This is a genomic window from Ensifer adhaerens (assembly GCF_002940685.1).
In the GTDB taxonomy this organism is placed as follows: Bacteria; Pseudomonadota; Alphaproteobacteria; order Rhizobiales; family Rhizobiaceae; genus Ensifer; species Ensifer adhaerens_E.
Genome location: NZ_PNFP01000003.1, coordinates 405,348 through 427,162 on the forward strand (window position 1 = coordinate 405,348; position 21,815 = coordinate 427,162).

Sequence of the window (21,815 nt, forward strand, 5' to 3'; positions counted from 1 at the left end):
ATGACCATCGCTCAGATCACCCTTCACCAACCCCGCCGCCTTGTCGTCGGCGCCGGCACCATCGCAGAGGTCGGCGCCTGGGCTGCCGATGCTCAATCGATCCTCGTCATCGCGACGCCGATCACCGCCGGCTTCGTCGATCGGCTGAAGCTCAAGGGTCGCGTCGCCGTGTTCGACGCCATCCCCGGAGAACCCGATATCGCAACATTGAATGCTGCCCTTGAGACTGCGCGCCAACAAAAGCCGGATCTGATCGTCGGTCTGGGCGGCGGCTCGGTTCTCGACGTCGCCAAGCTGGTTGCCGTGCTTTGGAACTCAGAGCAGACGCTTGCCGACGTCGCCGGACCCAACAGGGTCGCTGGCCGCGGCACGCGGCTCGTTCAGGTCGCCACCACGGCCGGCACGGGCTCGGAAGCAGGGATCCGCTCACTGATCACCGATCCGGAAAAGGGCAACAAGATCGCGGTCGAAAGCCCGCACATGATCGCCGATCTCGCCATCCTCGATCCGGAACTGACCTATTCGGTGCCACCGGCGGTAACCGCAGCGACGGGCGTGGACGCTATGGCGCACTGCGTCGAGGCCTTCACCAATCGCCGCGCCCATCCGATGATCGATGGCTTTGCGCGGATGGGCTTCAGGCTCGTCGGCAAGTATCTGGCGCGCGCCGTCAAGGATGGCACCGATACCGAGGCGCGCGAGGGAATGATGCTTGCCTCCTATTACGGCGGCATCTGCCTCGGGCCGGTCAATACGGCGGCCGGCCACGCGATCGCCTATCCGCTTGGAACAAGGCTTGGCCTGCCGCATGGGCTGGCCAATGCCATCATCTTCCCCTACGTCCTTGCCTTCAACCAGACCGTTGCAGCAGACAAGACCGCGGAAGTCGCGCAGGCGCTCGGCCTTGGCGACACCCTTACAGCCCGCGAGCTGCTTTCCGCCGCCCGCGGCTTCTGCCGCAATCTCGGGATCGAAATGTCGCTTGCTGCCCACGGCGCGAAGATGGATGACCTGCCGCTCTATGCGAGTGAGGCGCACTCCAACCGTCGCCTGATGGACAACAATCCAATCGACATGAGCGTTGAGGACGTGCTGGGCATCTACAAGGCGGCTTTCTAACGCACCTCGTCAACAAGACGGAACCCCGGCGCCTGGCCGGGGTTCCTGTTTGCCCTATCACTTCGTTGCCTGAAACAGGCGTTCGCGCGAACCGGCCAGATGATCATGCATCAACTGTTTCGCCTTGGCGGGCTCCCGCGCGGCAATGGCCTTGGCAATCGCCTCGTGCTCGCCAAAGACCCGCGTCAGGCCCGTCGTCTCGCGCTTGACCGACGCGCCGTGAAACCGCATCCCGACGGCGATGTGGTCCTTGAGCGCTTCCATGGCCGTGAAGAAATAGCTGTTTTGAGCGGCGCGCGCGATCGCGAGATGAAACTGGAAATCCGCGTCCTCACGGTGAGACTGGCGGTTGGTCGCGTCCCGCATCAGCTCCAGCGCCCGGTGAATGGCCGCCAGGGTGCCCGCGTCGTGGCGCTCCGCCGCAGCGGCCGCCGCGGCCGGCTCAACGGTCAAGCGAAACTCGTAGCAGTTGAGAAGATCAGCGACGTTCTCGAGCTGGCCGAAGCCAAGCGGCTCACGCATGCCGACGGCGCGCACGAAGCTGCCTGCGCCGCGGCGCGAATAGATGAACCCCTGTTCGCGCAGCCGCTGCAGCGCTTCGCGAATGATCGGGCGGGAGACCTCGAATTCGCTGGCGAGATCGTGTTCGGTCGGCAGGCGCTCGTCAGGCTTGTAGGCGCCGGATTTGATCGCACGGTGCATGCGCTCAAAGACGAGATCGCCAAGGCTCTTGCGTGCAGTTCCGGTCTCCAGTCCCATTTATGATCCCATCTTGCGCAGAGAGGCCTCCGCGATCTGCTGCAGCGTGTCCGGCGATCCGAATCCGCCGGATTTCGCAATGATGCAACGTCCCTCGACCTCAGCCAAGCCCAAGCCCGGCAGGCATTCACCGAGCAGGCGGAAACGCTGGAAATTCATCTTCTTCAAGACCGCCTCCGCCGTGGCGCCGCCGGAAAGGAGCATGATGCCGGCGGACCGGGCGAGGTTCGGGCATACGCTTTCGGCGAGCGCCTCGGAAACCTCTTCCGACGAAATGGCCGCTTCGCCCGGGACGGCCTGCACAAGGGTAATCGCGCTGTTATCGTTCTTTGTCTCTGCAAGCCGCCCATTGGGTGCTGCCAGATAGCGCGCCGTGACCGAACTGCGCAGAACGTCGATCTGCGCCAGGGTGATGGGATCGCGAGAACCGATAACGAACAGGACCGACCCGGCTGGGATTTCGGCCGCCTTCGCCGCCGCTTCGCCGGTCATGCGTTCGGCAAGCGCTTCAGCCAGACCACGCGCGCCGACTAAAAGATCGACACCACTCCGCTCCGCATGCTCAAGCGAGGCGCGCACCTCAGCCGCGGTAGATGTATCCGGGATCATGGACCGGTCGGCAAGCCGACCGAGCCGTTCACGAACGGAAATTGGCGCGTCCACGCCAAAGCCGCAAACGTACCCACCTTTCACATACCGACCAAATGCGGGAATGGCCGGAGCGACCAACGCGGAACGAAACCGCATGCCCTCGAGTTCGGCGGCGATATGACCCTTCAGACGCGAGTCGACCTTCTTGAACAGACGCGTTCCGGACGGCAGGGCCGCAAGAGCTGCGGTCACCCGCTGCATCGCGGCTTCGCCGCTTAGCTCGCGCGAGCCGGTATTGATTGAAAGAACGTCAGGTTTTTGCCGGAGCGCACCGTCAATCGCCTCGCCCACGAGGGCGACCTCGACGCGCATGCCCCGCGCTGCAAACGGCGCGGCGGCATCGAGCGCTCCCGTCAAATCGTCCGCGACAATGGCCAGCATAGTAGAAGCCCAAAAATTTGTTGTTATCTTCATAACGACACGAAACATTGAAATGTCAATGTTTTTCGATTTACATTTTACAAATTATTTAGCGAACGGCCGAGGGGTAAACTACGATGCCCAAAGCGGTGCGCGATCTCTTGGGTATCGTGCCTGGTAGCAAGATAGAGTTCCGACGCACTCCGGATGGAAGCGCTGTCCAGCCCGATCTGACCGTCTGATGCTGTGTTCTGGGCACCAACCGCATGAACCCCGACTCTTGGGCGTGGTGCCAGCGGGGTACCGAAAGACTGGGACTGCTTTTCGTCCGCCTGCAGCACTGCATCGGTTTCAGCCAGCCACTTTAAGTCTGCCTTAAGGTAGCGGGCTGATCGCTCCGCCCTCGATATAGGACGGGGACGCAAGAACGATGCGGAAAACAAGCCTGCTGGCACTGGTTTGGGTTTTGATTGCGGCAATCCTGCCAGCGCGGGCGCTCGAAGCGCCCCTGCCGATGGATGAGGCCTTCGTGCCTGCGATCGCCAGGCAAGAAGACGGCCGGCTGACGATCACATGGTCGATCGCCGAGGGATACTACCTCTACAGGGACTTCCTGGCAGCGGAAGATGACGGCAACCGGCCGGTCGCCCTGCAAACCGAGCAGGGCACTGTCAAGGACGACCCGGGCTTCGGCACAACCGAGGTCTATTACCAGAAGGCTTCCGCGTGGATCGCCAACGCGCCTCAGGCCATCCGCCTGACCTATCAGGGTTGCCAGGATGGCGGGCTGTGCTATCCGCCGACAACGCGGACGATCGATACCGTTGCCATGATCATCGGCAAGCCGGTCAGCGGTTTTGCGTTTGCACCGGCCAAGGACGCGCGCCCGGCGGAAAGGACGGATGCAGGGTTTGCCATCGCAGCGGACAACGGCGAAACGGCGGTCGATCGGCTCATGTCCGGTGGCGGCCTTGCGCTGCTTCTTGCCGGCTTTCTCGGCTTCGGCCTGCTGCTTGCCTTCACGCCCTGCGTCTTCCCGATGTATCCGATCGTTGCCGCCATGCTTGCGCGCGAGGGAGAGGGGCTGACGGCCGGACGCGGGCTCATGCTCGCATCCGCCTACGTGCTGGCGCTCGCTTCCGCCTTCGGGCTCCTCGGCATCGCAGCCGCGTGGTCTGGGCAGAACCTGCAGATCGTACTGCAATCGCCCGTCGCGATCGGCGTGATCGCCGCACTGTTCGTCCTGCTGGCGCTCTCCAGCTTCGGGCTCTTCCACGTCAAGCTGCCGGCAATGATCGGCAACCGCCTGAACGGCGGCAGGCAGAGGGGCGGTTCGGTCAGCGCAACCGCGCTGCTCGGCTTTTCCTCTGCCTTCCTCATCGGCCCCTGTGTGACCGCACCGCTTGCCGGCGCCCTTCTCTACATTGCCCGGACGGGTGACATTGTAGTCGGCGCACTCGCCCTCTTCGCTCTTGGCCTTGGCAAGGGCATCCCGCTGATCATCATGGCGACGATCGGCGGCAAGGCGCTGCCGCGCGCCGGCGCGTGGATGGAAAGTGTCCGGCACGTCTTCGGTTTCGCCTTCCTGGGAACCGCGCTATGGCTTGCGACGCCGCTGGTGCCGGATCGTTTGCTCCTTCTGCCCTGGGCCGTACTGGCCCTTGCCTTCGGAATCTACGCGGGTGCTTTCGACGGGTTGCGGCCCACACGCGGCTACGGCGTGCTGGCGCGCTTGGCCGCCGTCGTCTCCGTGCTTTGGGGCAGTCTCCTGCTGGTGGGCTTCGGCCTTGGAGCAAGCGATCCGCTCACACCGCTCGGCCCGCTCAAGGGGGCGGCGGGAGTTGGGCAGGCAACCGCCATCCAGAAGTCGGATTTCACCAAGGTCGGGTCCGCCGGTGCGCTCGCCCGCTTCCTCGACGCCGCAACAGCAGACAAGCAGCCCAGCCTCGTCTACGTCACCGCCGACTGGTGCGTCACCTGCCGCACGATCGAGCGATCCGTGTTGACGGCGCCTGATGTCATCGCCCAGCTCAACGGTGTCCGGCTGGCAAGCCTCGACGTCAGCACCCTCGACGCGGAGAATGACGCGCTCATGCGTTCACTTGCCGTCGTCGGTCCACCAACCATGATCTTCTTCGGCCGCAGCAAAGAGGAGGTCCCCGGCACGCGCCTCGTCGGAGACGTCACGCCCGCCTCACTTGCGGACGCGGCACGGCTCGTAAAGGGCGACGCGCGATGAATGCCGTCGCAATAGGTCCCTTCGCCTTTTCCGCCGATCGCTTGTCGGTGATCGCCGGACTGATCGTCTTCATGATCGCCGGCTCCCTCCTTGCCGCCCGCGTCGACAACCGGCTGGACAGGTTTACGACGGTCGCGACGCTTCTCGGCGTTGCCGGCGCACGGGCCGGGCATGTGCTTGCCCATGCCGAGAGCTTCCTGCAGGAGCCGCTGCGTGTCCTTGCCATCTGGCAGGGCGGCTTCTCTGCGACGGGCGGCTTCATCGGCGTTTTCCTCGCCGCCGTGATACTTTGGCGCAATGCACCGAAAGCTGCCCCCTGGGCGCTCTTGCCGCTCGCGGCCGGCCTCTTCGTGTGGGTCGTCGTTACCACGCTCACCGATGGCGGCGCTGCGCCCCGCGCCCCGGAAACGTCCTATGCCGTTCTCTCGTCGGACGAGACCCTTGCCATCGCCGAGCGCAAGGGCCGTCCGGCGGTTCTCAATCTCTGGGCAAGCTGGTGCCCGCCCTGCCGACGGGAAATGCCGATGATGGCGGAGATGGCCGGAAGCAATCCGGACGTCGACTTTCTCTTCGCTAACCAGGGCGAAAGCCGCGGGGTGATCGCCGCCTATCTCAGCCAAACCGGCGTCGACCTGGAAACCATCCTTCTCGACCCTTTTTCAGACCTGTCCCGGCATTACGGCGCAATCGGCCTGCCCGCTACGCTTTTCATCAACCCGGACGGCACGCTTGCCGCCACGCATCTCGGCGAAATCTCGCGCGAGACAATCGCCGAGCGGCTCGCCGGCCTTTCATCTGAGGGCAGGAAACGGACAGAATGACAGCTCCAGTCCCTTCGGCTTGCGCCGCTTGCCTACGCAACGTGGTCCCTGCCGTCCACATCATCGGCGCGCGTGCCGACGTTTTCGGCTCTAATCCATCCGCACAAGGAGACATCTGATGCTCACCCGCAGAACCGTCCTGACCGCAACGGTCGCCACCACAGCCGCCGTGCTTGTCGGGAGTCGACCATCCTTCGCCCAGCAATTGACCAAGGAGGAGGTGTTCTTCGACAAGGACGCGCCCGTCCTCGGCAACCCCAAGGGCGATGTCACCCTCGTCGAGTTCTTCGACTATCAGTGCCCCTACTGCAAGAAAGTGCATCCCACAGTCGAGAGCGTGGTCAAAGCCGACGGCAATGTGCGGCTCGTGCTGAAGGACTGGCCGATCCTGGGCGATGCCTCCGTCTTCGCCGCGCAAGCGGTGCTCGGAGCCGCCCAGATCGGCAAGTACCGGCTGGCGATGGAGGCGCTGATGAAAACCAAGGCGAGGCTCTCGCATGACGATATCGAGAAGGCTCTGACCGAGGCGGATCTGTCGATGAAGGAGATAAGTGCTGCCGTGAACACGCACAATGCCAAGATTTCCGGACTGCTCGACCGCAATTACAGTCAGGCACTCGCCTTCAATTTCGCCGGCACGCCGTCTTTCGTCATCGGTTCGGTGATTGTCCCAGGCGTTCTGGATGAAAAAGGACTGAAGAGCGCCATCGCCAAAGCCCGCGGCTGAATCATGAATAATCCGAAAGTGGTGACTGCCCCTGATTAGGTAGACTATGCGCAAAACGTCATGCATTCCGCTCCTCATTCGCAATACGCCAGAGGCCTTTCGATCGAAGATGTTGACTACCTTCCGGGCACGTCGATCGGCGCACTGAGGACCAGATCAAGATGAGACCCGACTTTGGTCGGTTTCGACACCAATGCCAATCCGCCGCCAACTCGAATAGAGCCGGACGAAAAAATGTGCGCGACAATGTTCTCGTCCTGTCGCAGGCGGCGGCCGAGGAACTGATCCGGGGGCGCCTGCCGGTCCAGCATGCGCGCGAGATCGGCGTTGCCGTCATCGACGCACCCGGCAGCAACGCAGAGACAACCCGCTCGGCGTTGGTCGCGGCCTATCCGATGGAGCAATTTAGCGATTTCGTATGTACTGAAGCCGCCTAGTCGGTTCGCGTTCGTCGGTTCGGCTTATGAAGCGGCCACTGCCAAGGCGGCCGCGACAGGTCTTACCGAGTGATCAGGACCGAGAGAGTTAGCGCCCGGGGGCGGCGCCGTTCGAATCTGGCGCCTTGATGGGAATCGAGCAACTGAGCCCGCTGTCACGTAGACGTCGGCCACCTTCGCGGTTGACCGCACAATCAGCGTGCGCGCGACGGAAAACACTTAGACGCCTTCAAGCCAGCATATCCGTAATTCTTCGCGCAGAGCCAAGCGCGAGCGTCCATCCGAGCATGCCGTGTCCCGCATTAACATAGACGCCCCGGATTTTTCGAGATTGCGCGATGATGGGCCGGGAAGATGGGGTCATGGGACGTTCGCCAGACCAGACATACTGCCATTCCGCCTGTCCGAAACAATCGGGCAGTACGGCACTCGCCGTTTCTCGCAGAACCGCAAGGCGATCCGCCGTAAAGCCAGCGCCGGGTCGTGCAAGATCAGCGAGACCGGCGACGCGAAAGCGGTCGCCAATTGCGGCGAAGGCAAGCTTGCGCTTCACGTCTGTCAGGCTGACCTGGGGAGCCCCTTCTCGCCATGGCACTGTCAGGGAGTACCCGGCGACGGGCTGGATCGATCGCGCTTCCGGCAAGTCCGCGACAAGGGCGCGGATCAGCGGCCCGACCGTGACGATGGCGGCATCGACCGGTAGCGGATCGCGATCGGCAAACCGAACAGCCGTCAGCTGCCTCCTATGCCGCTCGAACCCCGCAACCCTTCGGCCGAAGCATACGGAAACGCCGAAATTTTTGGTAATGACCGCCGTAAGCTGGCGGCAGAAGGCCGCCGCGTCGCCAAGCGCATCATCGGGCGTATAGACGGCGCCGGAGATCTCGTCCTGATACGCTTTCAGCGCTGGCTCCACGGCCTCGGCTTCCGGTCGCGACAGCATGCGCTGGTCGATGCCTATCTGCCTTTTGCGTTCCACGGTTGGACGCGCGGCGCAAAAGCTTGCCTTATCCGGATAGAGATGCAGCTTGCCGGCGATGCGGTAGTCGAAGACGATGGCCGTCTCCGACAAGAGCAACGCCATTTCCTGGCGGGATTGCTCGGCAAGCGCCAGAATGTCCCGTGTATTGTGCCACCACCGCGTGGAGGGCATGTTGGCAAGAAACCGAAGCCCCCAGAGCAGGAAGTCCGGATCGAGCCGCAGGCGGATGCGAAACGCGGGATCGCGCCCGGCAAGAATAGCAGGCAAATGTTTCAGCAATGCGGGCGAGGCCATGGCATCGCCATAGGCCCAGGAGAGCTGCGCCGCATTGCCGGCGCTTGCACCTCTTCCCGGCTCCGTTTCCATATCGATCAGCGTGACGCGATGTCCCGCCCGCGCCAGCAGATAAGCAGAGGAAACACCGACCACCCCGGCCCCGACAACAGCGATACGCATCGCGTCAGGCCTCCGCTTCGCTGACAAGAGCCGTCAGTTCGATCTCCACCGGCGCGCCGCGCGGCAACGATCCGACGCCGACCGCAATGCGCGCATGAGGCCAGCAGTGCGGATACATTTCCCGCAGCAACTGCGATGCGCCGTCGATCACCGCACCATGCTGGGTGAAATCGGGGGCAGCGGCCACGTAACCCGCGAGCCGCACGAAGCCTCTCACCCGATCGAGCTTTCCGGCGATGCACTCCAGCTGCGCCAGTGCGTTGAGAAGCGCCCAGCGCGCGCATTCGCGCCCCTCCTCGAGCGAGACATCCCTTCCCAAATGGCCGGTCCTGAGAACGACCTTGTCCTTCAGGGGCACCTGGCCGGATACGGTCACGATCTCGCCAGACCTGATTGCACCAACAAAGGAGCCGGGAGGTGCGGAGGCCTCCGGCAAGGCGAGGCCGAGCGCGGCAAGGCGTGCGCGCACGGAACATGCGGCTTCGGGCGTAACATCCGTCGCGGCCCGCGTGGCGCTCCGCGACACGAACATGCGAAAGATTGCGCGATCGAAATCCGTGAGGCGATACTCAGGGTGCCATTGAATGCCAAGGCATAGGCCCGGTGTTTCTCCCTCGAAAGCCTCGATCACTCCGTCTTGGGCACGCGCAACGACACGGAACCGGCCGACCCCGGTCAGGGCATGACGATGCAGGCTGTTCACGGTTGCCTCGGCGCCGCCGAGAATGCCGGCAAGCGCACTTCCCGGTTCCACCGATATTTCGTGGGCCAGCCGATCCGGCACCGCGGTTGGCATGTGTTCGACAACTTCTGCACCAGGACCGGGCAGGCTCCTTGAAAAGGTGCCGCCCAACCATTCTCCGATGAGCTGCATACCGTGGCATATGCCGAGAATGGGCTTTCCAGCCTTTACCGCATGTTCGACAAGTCTCAGTTCGAATGAACGCCGTTCCGCCTCCCCGTCTGCGCCAGGGATCGTCCCTGTGATCACCACACCGTCGGCGAGATCGAGTGCGGCGGCGATCGCCTCTGTCTCATAGGGCAATATCAGCGGAATCCCGCCTGCCTCGCTGATCGCTTCGGCGTAGTTTGCCCGCACCGCATAGGTCTTCTCGCTCGCGATGCCGGCCGGATTCTCGATGTCGGGGGTCATCAGGATCACGGGGCATCGTGTCCTGCCGCCCTCTTGTGCGGAAGAAGTCATTGTTTCGTGTCTTTCGATGGAGGCTAACGGCTGGCGCGAGGCGCAAGACGCTTGGAGAGGAGTGAAAACGGCCAGGCGATGAGGAAGTAGCAGAGCCCCACCGCCACGTAGATCTGCAGGGGCAGGAAATACTCCGTCGCCATTGCCCGGCCCGTCAGTACCAATTCGTCCACCGTGATCAGAGAAGCGAGCGAGGAATCCTTGAGCAACGAGACGAAGGTGACGATGAGCGGAGCAAGGCTGATGCGCACGACCTGCGGCAGGACGATCAGCGTGAAGCTCTGGTACGGCGTGAAGCCGACGGAGAGCGCCGCCTCACGCTGACCTGCAGGAACGGCCATCAGGCCTGCACGAAAAAGCTCCGCCACCTGTGCGGCAAAGGCAAGCGCCAGGCCGAGAACGGCAGCGGTGAAGGCATCGAGTGTGACGCCGATACCCGGCAACCCGAAATAGAGGAGGAACAGAATGGCGAGGAGCGGCACGCCCCGAACGGCAACGACATAGAGGGCCACGGCGCGCTGAAGCGCCCGCCAACGGCTATTGCGGCAGGCCGCCAGCAAGAGGCCAAACGCCAGCGACAACGCAAATCCTGAGATCGAAAGCAGGGCTGTATTGCCCATCGCCTCCAAAAGCAGTGGCAACCATTCCCCGGCATGCTCGGCATAGGGTTCAATGAAACTGGTCACGTCTTTACCCTCCCATACCGCGCCTCGAGCATTCGGATCGCCTGCATCAGCGGCAAGGAAATGGCGAGATAGAGCACGGCGACAGTGGTGTAGATCAGGGTCGTCTGGAATGAAGAAGTCACCATGGATCGTGCGTAGAACATGATCTCGGGCGCGGCGATCGCAGACACGATCGACGTATCCTTGAGCAGTTGCACGGCATAGTTTCCAAGCGAAGGCAGCGCGATACGCATGGCCTGCGGGGTGAGGATGTCGCTGATCGCCTGAAGAGGGGTGAGGCCGACAGCGAGTGCCGCTTCACGCTGGCCCTTCGGCAATGCCGCGAAACCGGCCCGAAACAGGTCGCAGGTTACCGCGCCGCCGATCAGCCCCAGGCCGAGGATCGCCGCAGTGATGGACGAGAGCCGCAACCCGAGGCTCGCCAGCCCGAAATAGAGAATGAAGAGATGGGTGAGCGCCGGAATGTTGCGCATGACCTCGCAGTAGGCGTCGATCAAAGCATGCAACATAGGGCTCTTTGCGAACTGCCGCACGAGGGCGAGAAGGAAACCGAGCGAAACGCTGAGAAGGAGGGAGGCCAGGGTAACGGCGATGGTGATGCCCGCGCCGGCAAGCAGCCCCTCCAGTATCAAGGTGAAGGTCGATAGTGCGCTCACGACATGTCCCTCAATGCCGGATCTGGCGGAGAAAAGCCTGTGTTCGCGGCTCCCGCGGAGTGAGGATCAGCTCGCGGGCCGGCCCCTCTTCGACGATCCTGCCGCCATCGAGAAAGAGCACGCGGTCGGCGATGTCGCGAGCAAACGCAATCTCGTGCGTCACGATGATCATGGTGCGCCCTTCCAAAGCCAGTTCCTCCATCACTTTCAGTACTTCGTGCACCAGTTCCGGATCGAGCGCGGAGGTCGGTTCATCGAACAACATCAGCTTGGGCTTCTGGGCCAGCGCTCGTGCGATCGCGACGCGCTGCTGCTGGCCGCCGGAAAGCTCCAGCGGCGAAGCATCGGCACGATGGGTCATATGGACCTTCGCGAGCATCTCGAGCGCGAGTTCCCGCGCTTCTTTCGCCGGAAGACCCCGCACTTTGCGTGCCGCAATCGCCACGTTTTCGGTGACGGAGAGGTGCGGCCAGAGATTGAAGAGCTGGAAGACCATACCCATCTCAGCCCTTTGCGGCGCGAGCTGCCGGTCATTCATCGGCCGGTCGTGTCGAACGCCGATCCTTTCACCGTCGAGCCGAACCTCGCCGGCACTCGGTTTTTCGAGAAAATTGAGACACCTGAGGCAGGTCGACTTGCCTGACCCGGAGGGGCCGATCAGGGCGATCTTTTCGCCCGGCGCCACGTCGAAATCGATGCCCTTGAGAACCTCGACCGCGCCATAGCTCTTGGTGAGACCCGTCACGCTCAGAAGCGGGTTCATGGGATTCCCCTTTGATTGTTCGTTTATCGCGGCTGCATTGGGCGGTGGCCGGAGAAGCGACAACCGCCCAGGCCCATGGGTCAGTTGCCGGCAACGCAGGACGGTAGCTTGTAATCCGCGGGGCGATCGACGCCCGCGCGGAAGTTCTCGCCCGCCGGCGTGTACCAAACGTCGGCGGCAAGCCCGTAGCGCTCGCCGATCTGCTTCATCTCGCAGGTCTTCCACATCTCTGCGAGGATGGCGTCCACCTTCTGGCGCAGGTCGTCGTTCTTCTTGTTGAAGCCGTAGACCACCTGGCCGAGGCCTGTGAGCAGCGGGAAATCCGGATTGGCATCCGCAAAGGCCAGGAAGTGCATGTTCCAGTCAGGGTTCTGCTTGATCGCGTAGGAGACGACCGGCGGATCGCCGATGACGGCATCGATGCGGCCGGCGATGAGATCGCGCACGGCAGCGTCGGACGTATCATAGAGCGAGAGCTGCAGGCCCTCGATCTTCTTCAGTTCCGGCACGAAGGAAAAGCCGGTGATCGTGCCAACCTTCTTGTCCTCAAGGTCGGCGAGCTTGTCCCAGTTCGTCTTTGACGACTGCATGATGCCGTTCTTGAAGTAGTGGATCGGTTCGGAAAGGCTCATGATCTGGGTACGCTTTTCCGTCCAGCCCATCGTGCCCAGCATCACGTCAACTCGACCAGCCTCGACCGAAGCGATCGTGCCCGACCACTCCATCAATGCCGGCTGCACCTGCAAACCGAGCTTCGCGGCGACCCGCTGCATGATTTCGCCGTCATACCCGATGAGCTTGCCATCCTGCCAGCCGGAACCAGGCATGTCGCCGGTGAAGGCAACCGTCATTTTGCCCTCTTCGACCAGTTCAAATGCCTGCGCCGCCGAAGAAAATACCGAAAAACTCCCGCCCGCCAGCAGCGCGAACGCCACCAGCCTTCTCGAAAGAGAAAGTGCCATCTGTCCAATCCTTGACTTTGTTTGTTCCCCGAACCGGTCGTGTCGCCGACCGGCTGTTGCGTTCAACGGGGAGCATGGTGTCACCGACGGCGGTCGCTGGATTTCAAAAAACAGACTTTCTCTTTGAAAAAATGACACAGGCTTGGCAGAGTGCGGCTGTGGAGGGTTCGATGACGGCACAGAACGAAGCCGACTACATTCACTGGCTGGACAGTCTCTGGGCGGAACGGCTGCTGGCGGCGCGGGACCGTAAGCCGGACGTCTCCGTTGGCATCCTGCTATGGCCGACCTTCCCGATGATGTCGCTGACAGGGGTCGTAGAGCCGCTCCGCCATGCGGCAGATTTCGCCGACAGTTCCCGTCCGATCCATTGCCGTTGGTCGATCATGGGCAAGCCTGGTTATGAGGCCGTGGCTAGCTGCGGCATCAGCGTGCGGGTGGACGCGCCCTACATCAACCCCACGGACTTCGACTATGTCGTCGTCATCGGCGGCCTGCTTCCACATCTCCAGGCGGCGCCTGCCGCGCACCGCGATTATGTTCGCGTCGCCGCCTCCGCGGGTGTTCCCCTCATCGGCGCCTGCACGGGGTCATTCGTGCTCGCCCAAGAGGGGCTGCTCGTCGGGCGCAAGGCTGCCATCCATCCATTCCATGCGGAGGATTTCCGGGTAGCGTTTCCGCGCCAACCCTTTTCCACCAGGGACGACTTTCTGATCGAGGATGGCCGCATCACCGTGCCGGGCGGCGTATCGATCCTGTCGCTGATGACCGAGCTGATCCGCAATCATTGCGGTCCCGACCGAGCGGCAAAAGCCGTCTACCAGCTCTCGCTCTCAGACCAGAAGACCATGAGCAATTTCGATCACGAGCGCGCCTCCGCGTTCCGCCATGTCGGGGACGCCCGGGTGCAGAGGGCAATCGTGCTGATCGAGAGCCGCAAGGGCCGCGACGTCTCACCCGAGCAGATCGCCGCCACCATCGGCCTGTCACCCCGCCAGTTCACGCGCCTGTTCCAAACCCATATCGGCATGTCGCCGAAGCACTTCATTGTGGAAACGCGGCTGCGCTATGTGCGCTTCCTTCTCGACAACAGCGTCCTCTCCGTCACGGCGATCGCCCATGAAACCGGCTTTTCCGATTCTGCCCATCTCGCGACGGCGTTCCGCAAGAAGTATCAGAGCTCGCCGAGTGAATTCCGACACCGGCGCAACTGATCCACGGCACAACCAGTTGCAGGCTCTTGAACGGGTTCGAACCACCGACAGCCAAAGAAGACGGTTGAAATCACTCGCCGTCGAATTCGAAGGGCCATATCTGGGCGCCATACAGAATTCGCAGAATGCGGAATCCGGTCCGCTGTCACCATATATGCCGCGATGTATGGTGACAGCGGAACTACCGGCTCCCGCGTGCCCTCAACTCGACCAGGACGACCGCTTTCGGGAAAGTCGAGGAGACGTCCAACCGCTCGCGCAATCTCCTCGTCGACGTGGATCGCCGCCCTCGGATTTTCGCTCTCAATGTAGCTGAAGATAGCCTCTCGATCGTCGAGCGCATACTGCGCCCAGACAAGCCTCATCGGTCGCCGGCCCCTGCCTTACGCAGAGCCGCCGCCCGGCGCTCGCGGAAGCGAGCCTCAACATCAGCATCCTCGCGGATTGTCGGCTCAAACGGCGGGCTCTCCCATAGTTCCGGCGGGTCAGGAGGTTGTACGTCGTAGTGGCCATAGAGCAGCACCGTTGGCTTGGCCGACGACGCGTTGCGCCGACCGAGAACTACCGGATGGTTTTTTCGTCGGCACGGCTTCTGCTTCCATGCCGAGTGCGCTCAACATGTTCACCAGCATGCCGGCGACTTCACTAATCCCGACATTGTGGGCGCTTGTGCTCGGATGGCGCACGTAGTCGATCAAGCGCCCAACGAATGCCCGGCGGTTGGCCTCAATATGATCAAACAGCTTCTGATGATCGACGTCGGCGACAACGTCGACGACAAAGAATGGAAGCGATCAGCACCGAGGATTGTCGGCGTCAAGGAACTCCAGTAGCCGGTGGGCGATCGGGTTGAGCCCCTGTGGATCGGCGACGGCAAAGAGGTTCGCAGTGACACCCTGCTTCAACGCCCGGAACTCAGCTTGTGGCCAAGCTATCCGAGAATAGCTTTCCGGCAACAAGGTGAAGCCATCACCGGCACCAACCAAGGCTAGCGCTGTTTGCGGTTCGACGACGGTATGTGCAACTTTCGCTTCGATCTCATACGATCGGAATATCTGGGCGACATACTCTCCCAGGTTGTAAGGCCCCTCCGAAATCATGATCAAAGGTTCGTCGGCCAAGTCGACAAGCGAGATGGCACGTTCACGGACGAGAAGACGGTGGCCGATCGGCAGGGCCACAAACATCCGCTCTCGTTCGATCAATCGGCTGGTAAACGGTGCAGGAAGCTCCGCTTGCCTCACTTCTCGCCACATCCCGACATCAATCTCGTGTCGCTGAAGGGCGGCGACCTGTTGCACGGGTGTCATCTCTATCATTGACCATGTCATTCCAGGCGATTGCGACGAGAATTGCCTCATTGCCGGCAACAGCTTGCCCCATGCCGCTGATCCAACCATTCCGAGATGGACGTGGCCGGCTTCACCGCGTCCCATCAACTGCACCTGGCGCAGTGTCTGCCTTGTCATGCCTTGAATTCGCCGCGTATTTTCCATGAGGACAGCGCCAGCGGCAGTCAATTCGACACTTCGTGAGCTTCGTCGAAACAGTTGAGTTCCGAGCAAGGTTTCAAGTTCTTTGATGTGCATGCTGAGTGGTGGCTGCGACATGTTCAAGCGGGCGGCGGCCCTGCTGAAGCTCAACTCTTCCGCAACGGCGCTGAAATAGATCAGGAAGCGCGACACCGAACGATCAAAATTCGGATCAAGGCTCTCAGTTCGGTCATTAAGCATCTGGACACCCCATCGGTAGCTTGCACGACCCGTTCCCCAAGGCCCACGAGCTGGACGGCAGAGGCCTGCCAGCAAGGATGCGATGCTCGGGCAACATCTATATACCAGGACTATAAATCATCGCATAACAATATATTGGACGGAACAACGGGCCACAACTAACGTCTTCCGAAGGCTATCAAGCGGAGGAGACCAAATGCCCCACACCGACGCGCACAAAGCGGCGAATCTGATCCTTGAGAAACTCCCTGGCTTTAAGCCCAGAGCAGCTTTGATCCTTGGATCTGGTTTGGGTGGGTTAGCGGATACTCTGGGCGGAGCCGAGGCGTTTCCCTATGCCGAGCTACCGGGATTTCCGGTCAGCAGCGTTCAGGGTCACGCGGGAGAACTGGTTGCAGGCACATTGGAAGGCGTCCCCGTGCTATGCATGAAGGGCCGCGGCCATTTCTACGAAGGCCATGGCACGAAAGTCATGACCAGTGCCGTTAGAACTTTCAAGCTGCTGGGATGCGAATTTCTGCTTGTGACGAATGCCGCAGGCTCCATGCGGGCGGACGTCGGTCCGGGGCGATTGGTCGCGTTGACCGATCACATCAATTTCATGCCGGACACTCCGATGATCGGCCGCAACGATGATGACTTCGGCCCACGCTTTTTCAGCATGGCGAACGCCTACGACCGCGACTTGCGCGCGGGAATGCGCGAGGTAGCGAAGTCGCTCGGAATTGATCTCGCAGAGGGTGTCTTCGCGTCCTATTCCGGTCCGAATTTCGAAACACCGGCGGAGATCCGAATGATGCGGACGCTGGGCTGCGACGTCGTGGGCATGTCGGTGGTTCCCGAGGTCATCTCAGCACGACACTGCGATCTCAAGGTGCTCGCAGTCTCCGCAATTACCAACCATGCCGAAGGCATGTCTGATGTGGCCTTGTCGCATGAGCAGACGCTGCGCTGCGCCGCCTTGGCCGCGAAGGACTTCATGCGCCTGATCCGAGGGTACTTCGCGGATCTTTCCAAGAGGGCTGAGGCTTAGCTGTGGAATCGCGAGCCGCCGTTGCAGGCTCACCCTACCGCGACCCCTTTGCGGGGGCCGCCGGGGCGCGGCGAACGGCAACGAACCAGTTCCGCTGCGTAGCGGGCCTTTTGTCCGGCCGCCTCGGTAAGCCCGCAATGTCAAGCGCCAAGGAAAAATGAAAGGCTACGATGTCGAGGGTCTTCATACTCGTTCTCGATTCCCTGGGAATTGGTTCCAGCCCTGACGCCGAACGTTTCGGCGACAGTGGCGCCAACACCCTGCTCCATATCGCGCAACGTTGTGCCGGCCGGCAGGCTGACGATGGCCGTGAGGGCATCCTTCGCATCCCCAACCTTTGCGCGCTCGGTCTTGGACATGCTCTCGAATTGGCCTGCGGCAAGACGCTGCCGGGTGAGCCTGCTCGCCTCACCGCCGCATGGGCCGTCGCCAGGGAAATCAGTGCGGGCAAGGACACACCTTCGGGTCATTGGGAGATGATGGGTGTTCCTGTGGAGAAGGAATGGGGGATGTTCCCGGCCGCAGGAGATGGCACATGCTTTCCGGCTGAACTTCTGCAGAGCATAGCCGAGCGGGCCGGCATTTGCGGGTGGCTCGGAGATTGCCATGGGTCCGGCACCGAGATCATATCTAGGTTCGGCGTCGAACACATGGTGTCGAACAAACCGATTTTCTATACGTCGGCCGACTCGGTCTTCCAGGTGGCGGGCCACGAGGAAACATTCGGGCTCGACCGGCTATATGCGCTTTGTGAGGTCATAAGGCGAGAAATCGACCCATTGCGGATCGGGCGGGTAATCGCCCGGCCATTCATCGGACAGGCGCCTTCGGACTTTCGTCGCACCAACAATCGCCGCGACTATACCACCCCTCCATTCTCACCAACGGTCCTCGATCAACTTGTCGAGGATGGCGGAACAACCATCGGCATCGGGAAGATTACAGACATTTTTGCACACCAAGGAATCACCAAGGCGATAAAGGCCTATGGGACTGAAGAGTTGTTCGAAGCGACACTCAAGCAGGCGTGCGAAGCGCCGAGCCACTGCATCGTCATGACCAACTTCGTCGATTTCGATCAATCCTATGGGCATCGTCGCGATGTAGCCGGCTACGCCCGGGAACTCGAGCTATTCGACCGGCGACTGCCGAAACTGTTGGCTGAATTGCGCGAAGACGACCTGCTCTTGGTAACGGCCGATCATGGCTGTGATCCAACCTGGCCCGGATCGGATCACACGCGCGAATATGTCCCTCAACTCGCTTGGGGTCACCGAATAGAACCGGGATCACTCGGAATGCGGGATAGCTTTGCCGATCTCGGTCAAACTGCAGCACATTGGCTCAATCTGCGCCCAATGCAACACGGGACATCCTTCTTCTAACCGTGGCAGCGCATCTTGGGTGGTGCACAAGCGAGCACAGAACTTCACGAAAACAAGGTCAAACATAACAGCGGACGGCCGTCGCGGGCGGCAGTCGGCATAAACCGAGCGGCTGGGAGGCCGCCACCAATCTGGGAGGAGTCACCATGCCAATAGCCGGCAGACTGAAAATGCTGTCATTTCTTCAGTACTTCATCTGGGGAAGTTGGCTCGTCACGCTCGGGTCCTACATGATAAAGACGTTGGGCTTCACCGGCTTGCAGGTGGGCGCCGTCTATAGCACCAAAGGTCTGGCGGCAATTATCATGCCGGGACTGATCGGCATCATCGCCGATAAGCTGGTGCCAGCCAACCGCCTCTACATGCTGTGTCATTTCGCAAGCGGCATCACGCTGTTCTACGCGGCAAGCGTCAATGATCCGACGCTGATGTTCTGGGTAATGCTGGCTAACATGCTTACCTTCATGCCCACTATCGCCCTGTCGAACTCGATCTCCTACTACTGCCTCAGCAAACACAAGCTCGATGCAATCGCGACATTCCCGCACATCCGCGTTTTCGGAACGGTCGGGTTCATCGCAGCTATGTGGACCATCAGTTTGTTGCGGCTCGAACTCAGCAACGTCCAACTCTATATCGCCGCCGGCGCATCAATGCTGCTCTGCGTCTACAGCACAACATTGCCCCATATCCCGATAGCGAGCGGAAAGCGGAAGCAGAACCTTGCAGGCAAGCTCGGGCTCGACGCCTTTGTCCTGTTCAAGCAACCAAAGATGGCCGTCTTCTTCCTGTTCGCCATGCTGCTGGGGGTGGTTCTCCAGATCACAAACACATTCGGAAATCCGTTCCTGCATGATTTTGCAAACAACCCGGCCTATCGCGACAGCATTGTGGCGCGATATCCGTCTATGCTTCTGTCGATCTCGCAGATTTCCGAAGTCCTGTTCATCCTGACCATCCCCTTCTTCCTGAAACGGTTCGGCATCAAGGCAGTGATGCTGATCAGCATGCTGGCGTGGACACTCCGCTTCGGCTTCTTCGCTGTGGGGGATCCATCTCCGGTCGGCTTCGTCCTGCTCACGCTGTCGATGATCGCCTACGGATGCGCCTTCGATTTCTTCAACGTATCGGGCTCGATCTTCATTGAACGGGAAGTCGACCCAAGTATCCGAGCAAGCGCTCAGGGTCTGTTCATGACCACGGTCAATGGACTCGGCGCCTTCGTCGGCGCCTGGGTTAGCGGCATGGTCGTCGATTACTTTACAACCGACGGAACCCGCGACTGGGCGTCCATCTGGCTCTTGTTCGCGGCATATACGCTGGTGCTGGCCGTCATCTTCTTTTTCAGCTTTCAGTATCGGCACGTTCCGGAAGGAACATCCACCGCCGCCGCGTGAAGGACGAGGAACCGTTCACAGCCTATCCGGCTGAGGGGCTCCGAAGGAAATGCGGCCAGGCGCAGGTTGGATCATCCCTGCACAGCGCCTGGCCGGAAGGAACAATTTGAGCGACCATCTTAGCCTTGGTTGGGCACTGGCTGTCGCGCGCAGTCAGGCAGAACGGCTTACATTCACCCAGCGAAGGCGAGCCGTCATTTGGAATGCGTCGACGTGGGCCTTTCCAAAGAGGGACGTTGACGTGCTGACACAATGGGCGCTGGAGGGCCGCGGCATCATCAACAAGCCGTCCTTCGGGGTTATCAAGTTAGAGCGGCGAGCGGTGGTGTGACTTCTGCGACCCGCACCACAGGCGATCGGAACGACCTGGCCTGCAAAACGGCAGGGCTTTGGCGACGCCGCTCTTTCCGCAGCACCTCCTCCACGAGGCATCCAGCTCCACTGCCGGGTGATCAGTGCTTCGGCTGCGTAGCGTCGAGGATCGCGGTCAACTCACCAATGACCGGCGTGCGTGGAATGCCGCCAACGAGCAGCTCAGTAGACTAATCGCGTTCGTATCGTTCCAGGAATTTCGCGTAGGGCCTGAAGAATCTCATCGGCATTTTCGGAAATTCCATCGGCCTCCACCACCACATAGCCCGTGTCGCCAAGCGTTTGAAGGAACTCAGCGACGATATTCAGCCCGCGCGACGAGAAGATCTCGTTCAGCTGGATGAGCATGCCGGGGCGGTTTTCATGCACGTGAATAAAACGCGTGCCGTTCGGGCGCTCCGGTAGTTGTACTTGCGGAAAGTTGACGGCCCCCATCGTTGAGCCGATGTCGGAATACTCGACCAGCTTCCTTGAAACCTCCCCGCCGATGCGCTCTTGGGCTTCCTCGGTGGAGCCACCAATATGCGGCGTCAGAATGACATTGCTCAAGCCTTGCAGCGGCGTCTCAAAAAGCTCGTTGTTGGATGCCGGCTCCTTGGGGAACACGTCCACCGCGGCACCGGCCAGATGCCCATCCTTCAGGACTTTCGCAAGCGCATCGAGATCGACCACCGTGCCGCGAGAATTGTTGATGAAGATGGCGCCCTTCTTCATGCGGCGCAATTCCGTTTCGGTGATCATGTTATGCGTCGAGGGTGTTTCGGGAACGTGCATCGTCACATAGTCAGAGATCTCGAGAAGGTCGCCGAGCGAAGCCATCGATTCCGAATTGCCCCGGCGCAGCCGATCGGAAAGATCGAAGTAGCGCACGACCATGCCCATGCTTTCGGCGAGCGCGCTGAGCTGCGAGCCGATATTGCCGTAGCCGACAATTCCGAGCGTTTTGCCGCGGACCTCCCGGCTGCCGACAGCGGATTTCTCCCACCCACCTTGATGCGCGGAAGCCGAGCGCGGAAAGATCTGCCGTGTCAGCATGATAATCTCGCCGATCACAAGCTCGGCCACCGATCGCGTGTTTGAATAAGGTGCATTGAACACAGGGATTCCGCGCCGCCGCGCTGCATCCAGATCGACTTGGTTCGTACCGACGGAAAAACAGCCAACGGCGATCAATTTCTTGGCGGCTTCGAAAATCTCGTCCGTCAACTGCGTGCGGGAGCGAATGCCGATGATATGAGCGTCGGCGATGTGGCACTTAAGATCCTTGTCGTCGAGCGCCTTCGGTAAGTGAACGAGATTGGTGTAGCCGGACGAAGAAAAGTAGTCCACGGCGGTCTGGCTAATGCCTTCCAGCAGAAGCACGGAAATTCGCTCGCGTGAGAGAGAAAGCTGGCGGGTCATAAATATTGCTCCGATGTCCGGAAGGCCGATGTGGCTTCGGCGACTATGAAGATTTAAGCGGCCGAACAGGCTAATATCAACACACTGATACCGCGAACAGATCCGAGGTACCGCGGTTTTCAATGCTTTCTACCCAAAGGCTAGCACTTCGCTTCGAAATCCACCCAAGGCCGGCGGCCGACGTCTGGTGTGGCGCCCTCATGGGGCGATGCGGTTGCCAGTCGGATCATCACCGAGACTTGGGACTTTCCGGTATTGAGCGACTTGCTAATGACGTCGCGAGTGAAGCCGGCGGCCTCTTGCGCGCGCAAACAGGCACCGCTCGATTAAATGAGAGATCGAAGCGGTTGCTGTTTTCCTTCGCCCTGCAGAACGAATCTTCGTCGTTCAAATCCCGGGCCATCGCCTTGAACTTGACACCCTAGCGCTCCGATTCAACGGCCCGGCGAAGCGCCGGC

The 21,815-nt window shown here is 61.1% G+C and carries 20 protein-coding genes and 2 pseudogenes; 11 read left to right on the top strand and 11 right to left on the bottom strand.

The genetic code is table 11. The features are described 5' to 3' along the window. Entirely contained in the window at positions 1-1,119 is a 1,119-nt protein-coding gene (locus C1A35_RS07885) for an iron-containing alcohol dehydrogenase (protein WP_104663784.1), read from the top strand. A gap of 57 nt (positions 1,120-1,176) precedes the next feature. Here the strand turns inward: C1A35_RS07885 and C1A35_RS07890 are convergent, their stop codons facing one another. After that, positions 1,177-1,878, bottom strand: coding sequence for a FadR/GntR family transcriptional regulator (locus C1A35_RS07890; RefSeq protein WP_104663785.1), 702 nt, complete (start codon positions 1,876-1,878; stop codon positions 1,177-1,179). Then, positions 1,879-2,910: a four-carbon acid sugar kinase family protein gene (locus C1A35_RS07895; protein WP_104663786.1), complete on the bottom strand. Its 1,032-nt coding sequence runs from the start codon at positions 2,908-2,910 to the stop codon at positions 1,879-1,881. Positions 2,911-3,026: 116 nt separating this feature from the next. Between C1A35_RS07895 and C1A35_RS07900 the strand changes: the two are divergent. The 5 genes and pseudogenes from C1A35_RS07900 to C1A35_RS07920 all read left to right on the top strand — a co-directional run. Then, a pseudogene (locus tag C1A35_RS07900) lies at positions 3,027-3,110 on the top strand (AbrB/MazE/SpoVT family DNA-binding domain-containing protein); the annotation flags it as partial. Between the two features lie 209 nt (positions 3,111-3,319). Further along, the gene (dsbD, locus tag C1A35_RS07905; RefSeq protein WP_104663787.1) at positions 3,320-5,128 is read left to right on the top strand and encodes a protein-disulfide reductase DsbD; all 1,809 of its coding nucleotides are present in this window, start codon (positions 3,320-3,322) and stop codon (positions 5,126-5,128) included. After that, entirely contained in the window at positions 5,125-5,949 is an 825-nt protein-coding gene (locus C1A35_RS07910) for a TlpA disulfide reductase family protein (protein WP_104663788.1), read from the top strand. Before dsbD ends, C1A35_RS07910 begins: the two co-directional genes overlap by 4 nt. A gap of 118 nt (positions 5,950-6,067) precedes the next feature. After that, positions 6,068-6,676, top strand: coding sequence for a DsbA family protein (locus C1A35_RS07915; protein ID WP_104663789.1), 609 nt, complete (start codon positions 6,068-6,070; stop codon positions 6,674-6,676). A gap of 236 nt (positions 6,677-6,912) precedes the next feature. Beyond that, positions 6,913-7,113 carry a hypothetical protein gene (locus C1A35_RS07920; protein ID WP_104663790.1) on the top strand — a complete coding sequence of 67 codons (201 nt, stop codon included), beginning with the start codon at positions 6,913-6,915 and terminating at the stop codon, positions 7,111-7,113. Positions 7,114-7,342: 229 nt separating this feature from the next. Here C1A35_RS07920 and C1A35_RS07925 read toward each other — a convergent pair whose 3' ends face one another. The 6 genes from C1A35_RS07925 to C1A35_RS07950 all read right to left on the bottom strand — a co-directional run bounded on the left by C1A35_RS07925 (position 7,343) and on the right by C1A35_RS07950 (position 12,822). Next, a complete protein-coding gene (locus C1A35_RS07925; protein ID WP_104663791.1) occupies positions 7,343-8,551 on the bottom strand; it encodes an FAD-dependent oxidoreductase in 1,209 nt (402 codons plus the stop codon). 4 nt (positions 8,552-8,555) lie between these two features. Further along, positions 8,556-9,704 (bottom strand): Atu1372/SO_1960 family protein, encoded by a 1,149-nt coding sequence (locus tag C1A35_RS07930; protein WP_234822833.1) that lies wholly within the window; start codon positions 9,702-9,704, stop codon positions 8,556-8,558. A gap of 74 nt (positions 9,705-9,778) precedes the next feature. After that, positions 9,779-10,441 carry an amino acid ABC transporter permease gene (locus C1A35_RS07935; RefSeq protein WP_104663793.1) on the bottom strand — a complete coding sequence of 221 codons (663 nt, stop codon included), beginning with the start codon at positions 10,439-10,441 and terminating at the stop codon, positions 9,779-9,781. Then, positions 10,438-11,097, bottom strand: coding sequence for an amino acid ABC transporter permease (locus C1A35_RS07940; protein ID WP_104663794.1), 660 nt, complete (start codon positions 11,095-11,097; stop codon positions 10,438-10,440). The genes C1A35_RS07935 and C1A35_RS07940 overlap by 4 nt, the downstream gene beginning before the upstream one ends. A 10-nt stretch (positions 11,098-11,107) precedes the next feature. After that, positions 11,108-11,860, bottom strand: a complete 753-nt coding sequence (locus C1A35_RS07945) for an amino acid ABC transporter ATP-binding protein (RefSeq protein WP_104663795.1) — start codon at positions 11,858-11,860, stop codon at positions 11,108-11,110. An 80-nt stretch (positions 11,861-11,940) separates the two neighbouring features. Further along, positions 11,941-12,822, bottom strand: coding sequence for an ABC transporter substrate-binding protein (locus C1A35_RS07950; protein ID WP_104663796.1), 882 nt, complete (start codon positions 12,820-12,822; stop codon positions 11,941-11,943). A 170-nt stretch (positions 12,823-12,992) separates the two neighbouring features. On the opposite strand from C1A35_RS07950, the gene C1A35_RS07955 reads away from it, so the two are divergent. Further along, positions 12,993-14,036: a GlxA family transcriptional regulator gene (locus C1A35_RS07955; protein ID WP_104663937.1), complete on the top strand. Its 1,044-nt coding sequence runs from the start codon at positions 12,993-12,995 to the stop codon at positions 14,034-14,036. 70 nt (positions 14,037-14,106) lie between these two features. Here C1A35_RS07955 and C1A35_RS07960 read toward each other — a convergent pair. After that, positions 14,107-14,401: pseudogene (locus tag C1A35_RS07960) on the bottom strand (type II toxin-antitoxin system RelE/ParE family toxin). Positions 14,402-14,566: 165 nt separating this feature from the next. Between C1A35_RS07960 and C1A35_RS37200 the strand changes: the two are divergent. After that, complete coding sequence (locus C1A35_RS37200) at positions 14,567-14,869, top strand: hypothetical protein (RefSeq protein WP_158665016.1); 303 nt, start codon at positions 14,567-14,569, stop codon at positions 14,867-14,869. Here the strand turns inward: C1A35_RS37200 and C1A35_RS07965 are convergent. Next, on the bottom strand, positions 14,831-15,769 hold the full coding sequence (locus C1A35_RS07965; protein WP_104663797.1) for a LysR family transcriptional regulator: 939 nt from the start codon (positions 15,767-15,769) through the stop codon (positions 14,831-14,833). The two genes, C1A35_RS37200 and C1A35_RS07965, sit on opposite strands and share 39 nt — an antisense overlap. A 196-nt stretch (positions 15,770-15,965) precedes the next feature. Here C1A35_RS07965 and xapA point away from each other — a divergent pair, with 196 nt between their 5' ends. The 3 genes from xapA (at position 15,966) to C1A35_RS07980 (ending at position 19,584) form a co-directional block, all read left to right on the top strand. Further along, positions 15,966-16,802 (top strand): xanthosine phosphorylase, encoded by an 837-nt coding sequence (gene xapA, locus C1A35_RS07970; RefSeq protein ID WP_104663798.1) that lies wholly within the window; start codon positions 15,966-15,968, stop codon positions 16,800-16,802. Between the two features lie 170 nt (positions 16,803-16,972). After that, positions 16,973-18,187 (top strand): phosphopentomutase, encoded by a 1,215-nt coding sequence (locus C1A35_RS07975; protein ID WP_104663799.1) that lies wholly within the window; start codon positions 16,973-16,975, stop codon positions 18,185-18,187. Positions 18,188-18,333: 146 nt separating this feature from the next. Beyond that, entirely contained in the window at positions 18,334-19,584 is a 1,251-nt protein-coding gene (locus tag C1A35_RS07980) for a nucleoside permease (protein ID WP_104663800.1), read from the top strand. 534 nt (positions 19,585-20,118) lie between these two features. On the opposite strand, the gene serA is transcribed toward C1A35_RS07980, so the two are convergent. Next, positions 20,119-21,357, bottom strand: a complete 1,239-nt coding sequence (serA, locus tag C1A35_RS07990; RefSeq protein ID WP_104663802.1) for a phosphoglycerate dehydrogenase — start codon at positions 21,355-21,357, stop codon at positions 20,119-20,121. Positions 21,358-21,815 lie beyond the last annotated feature (458 nt).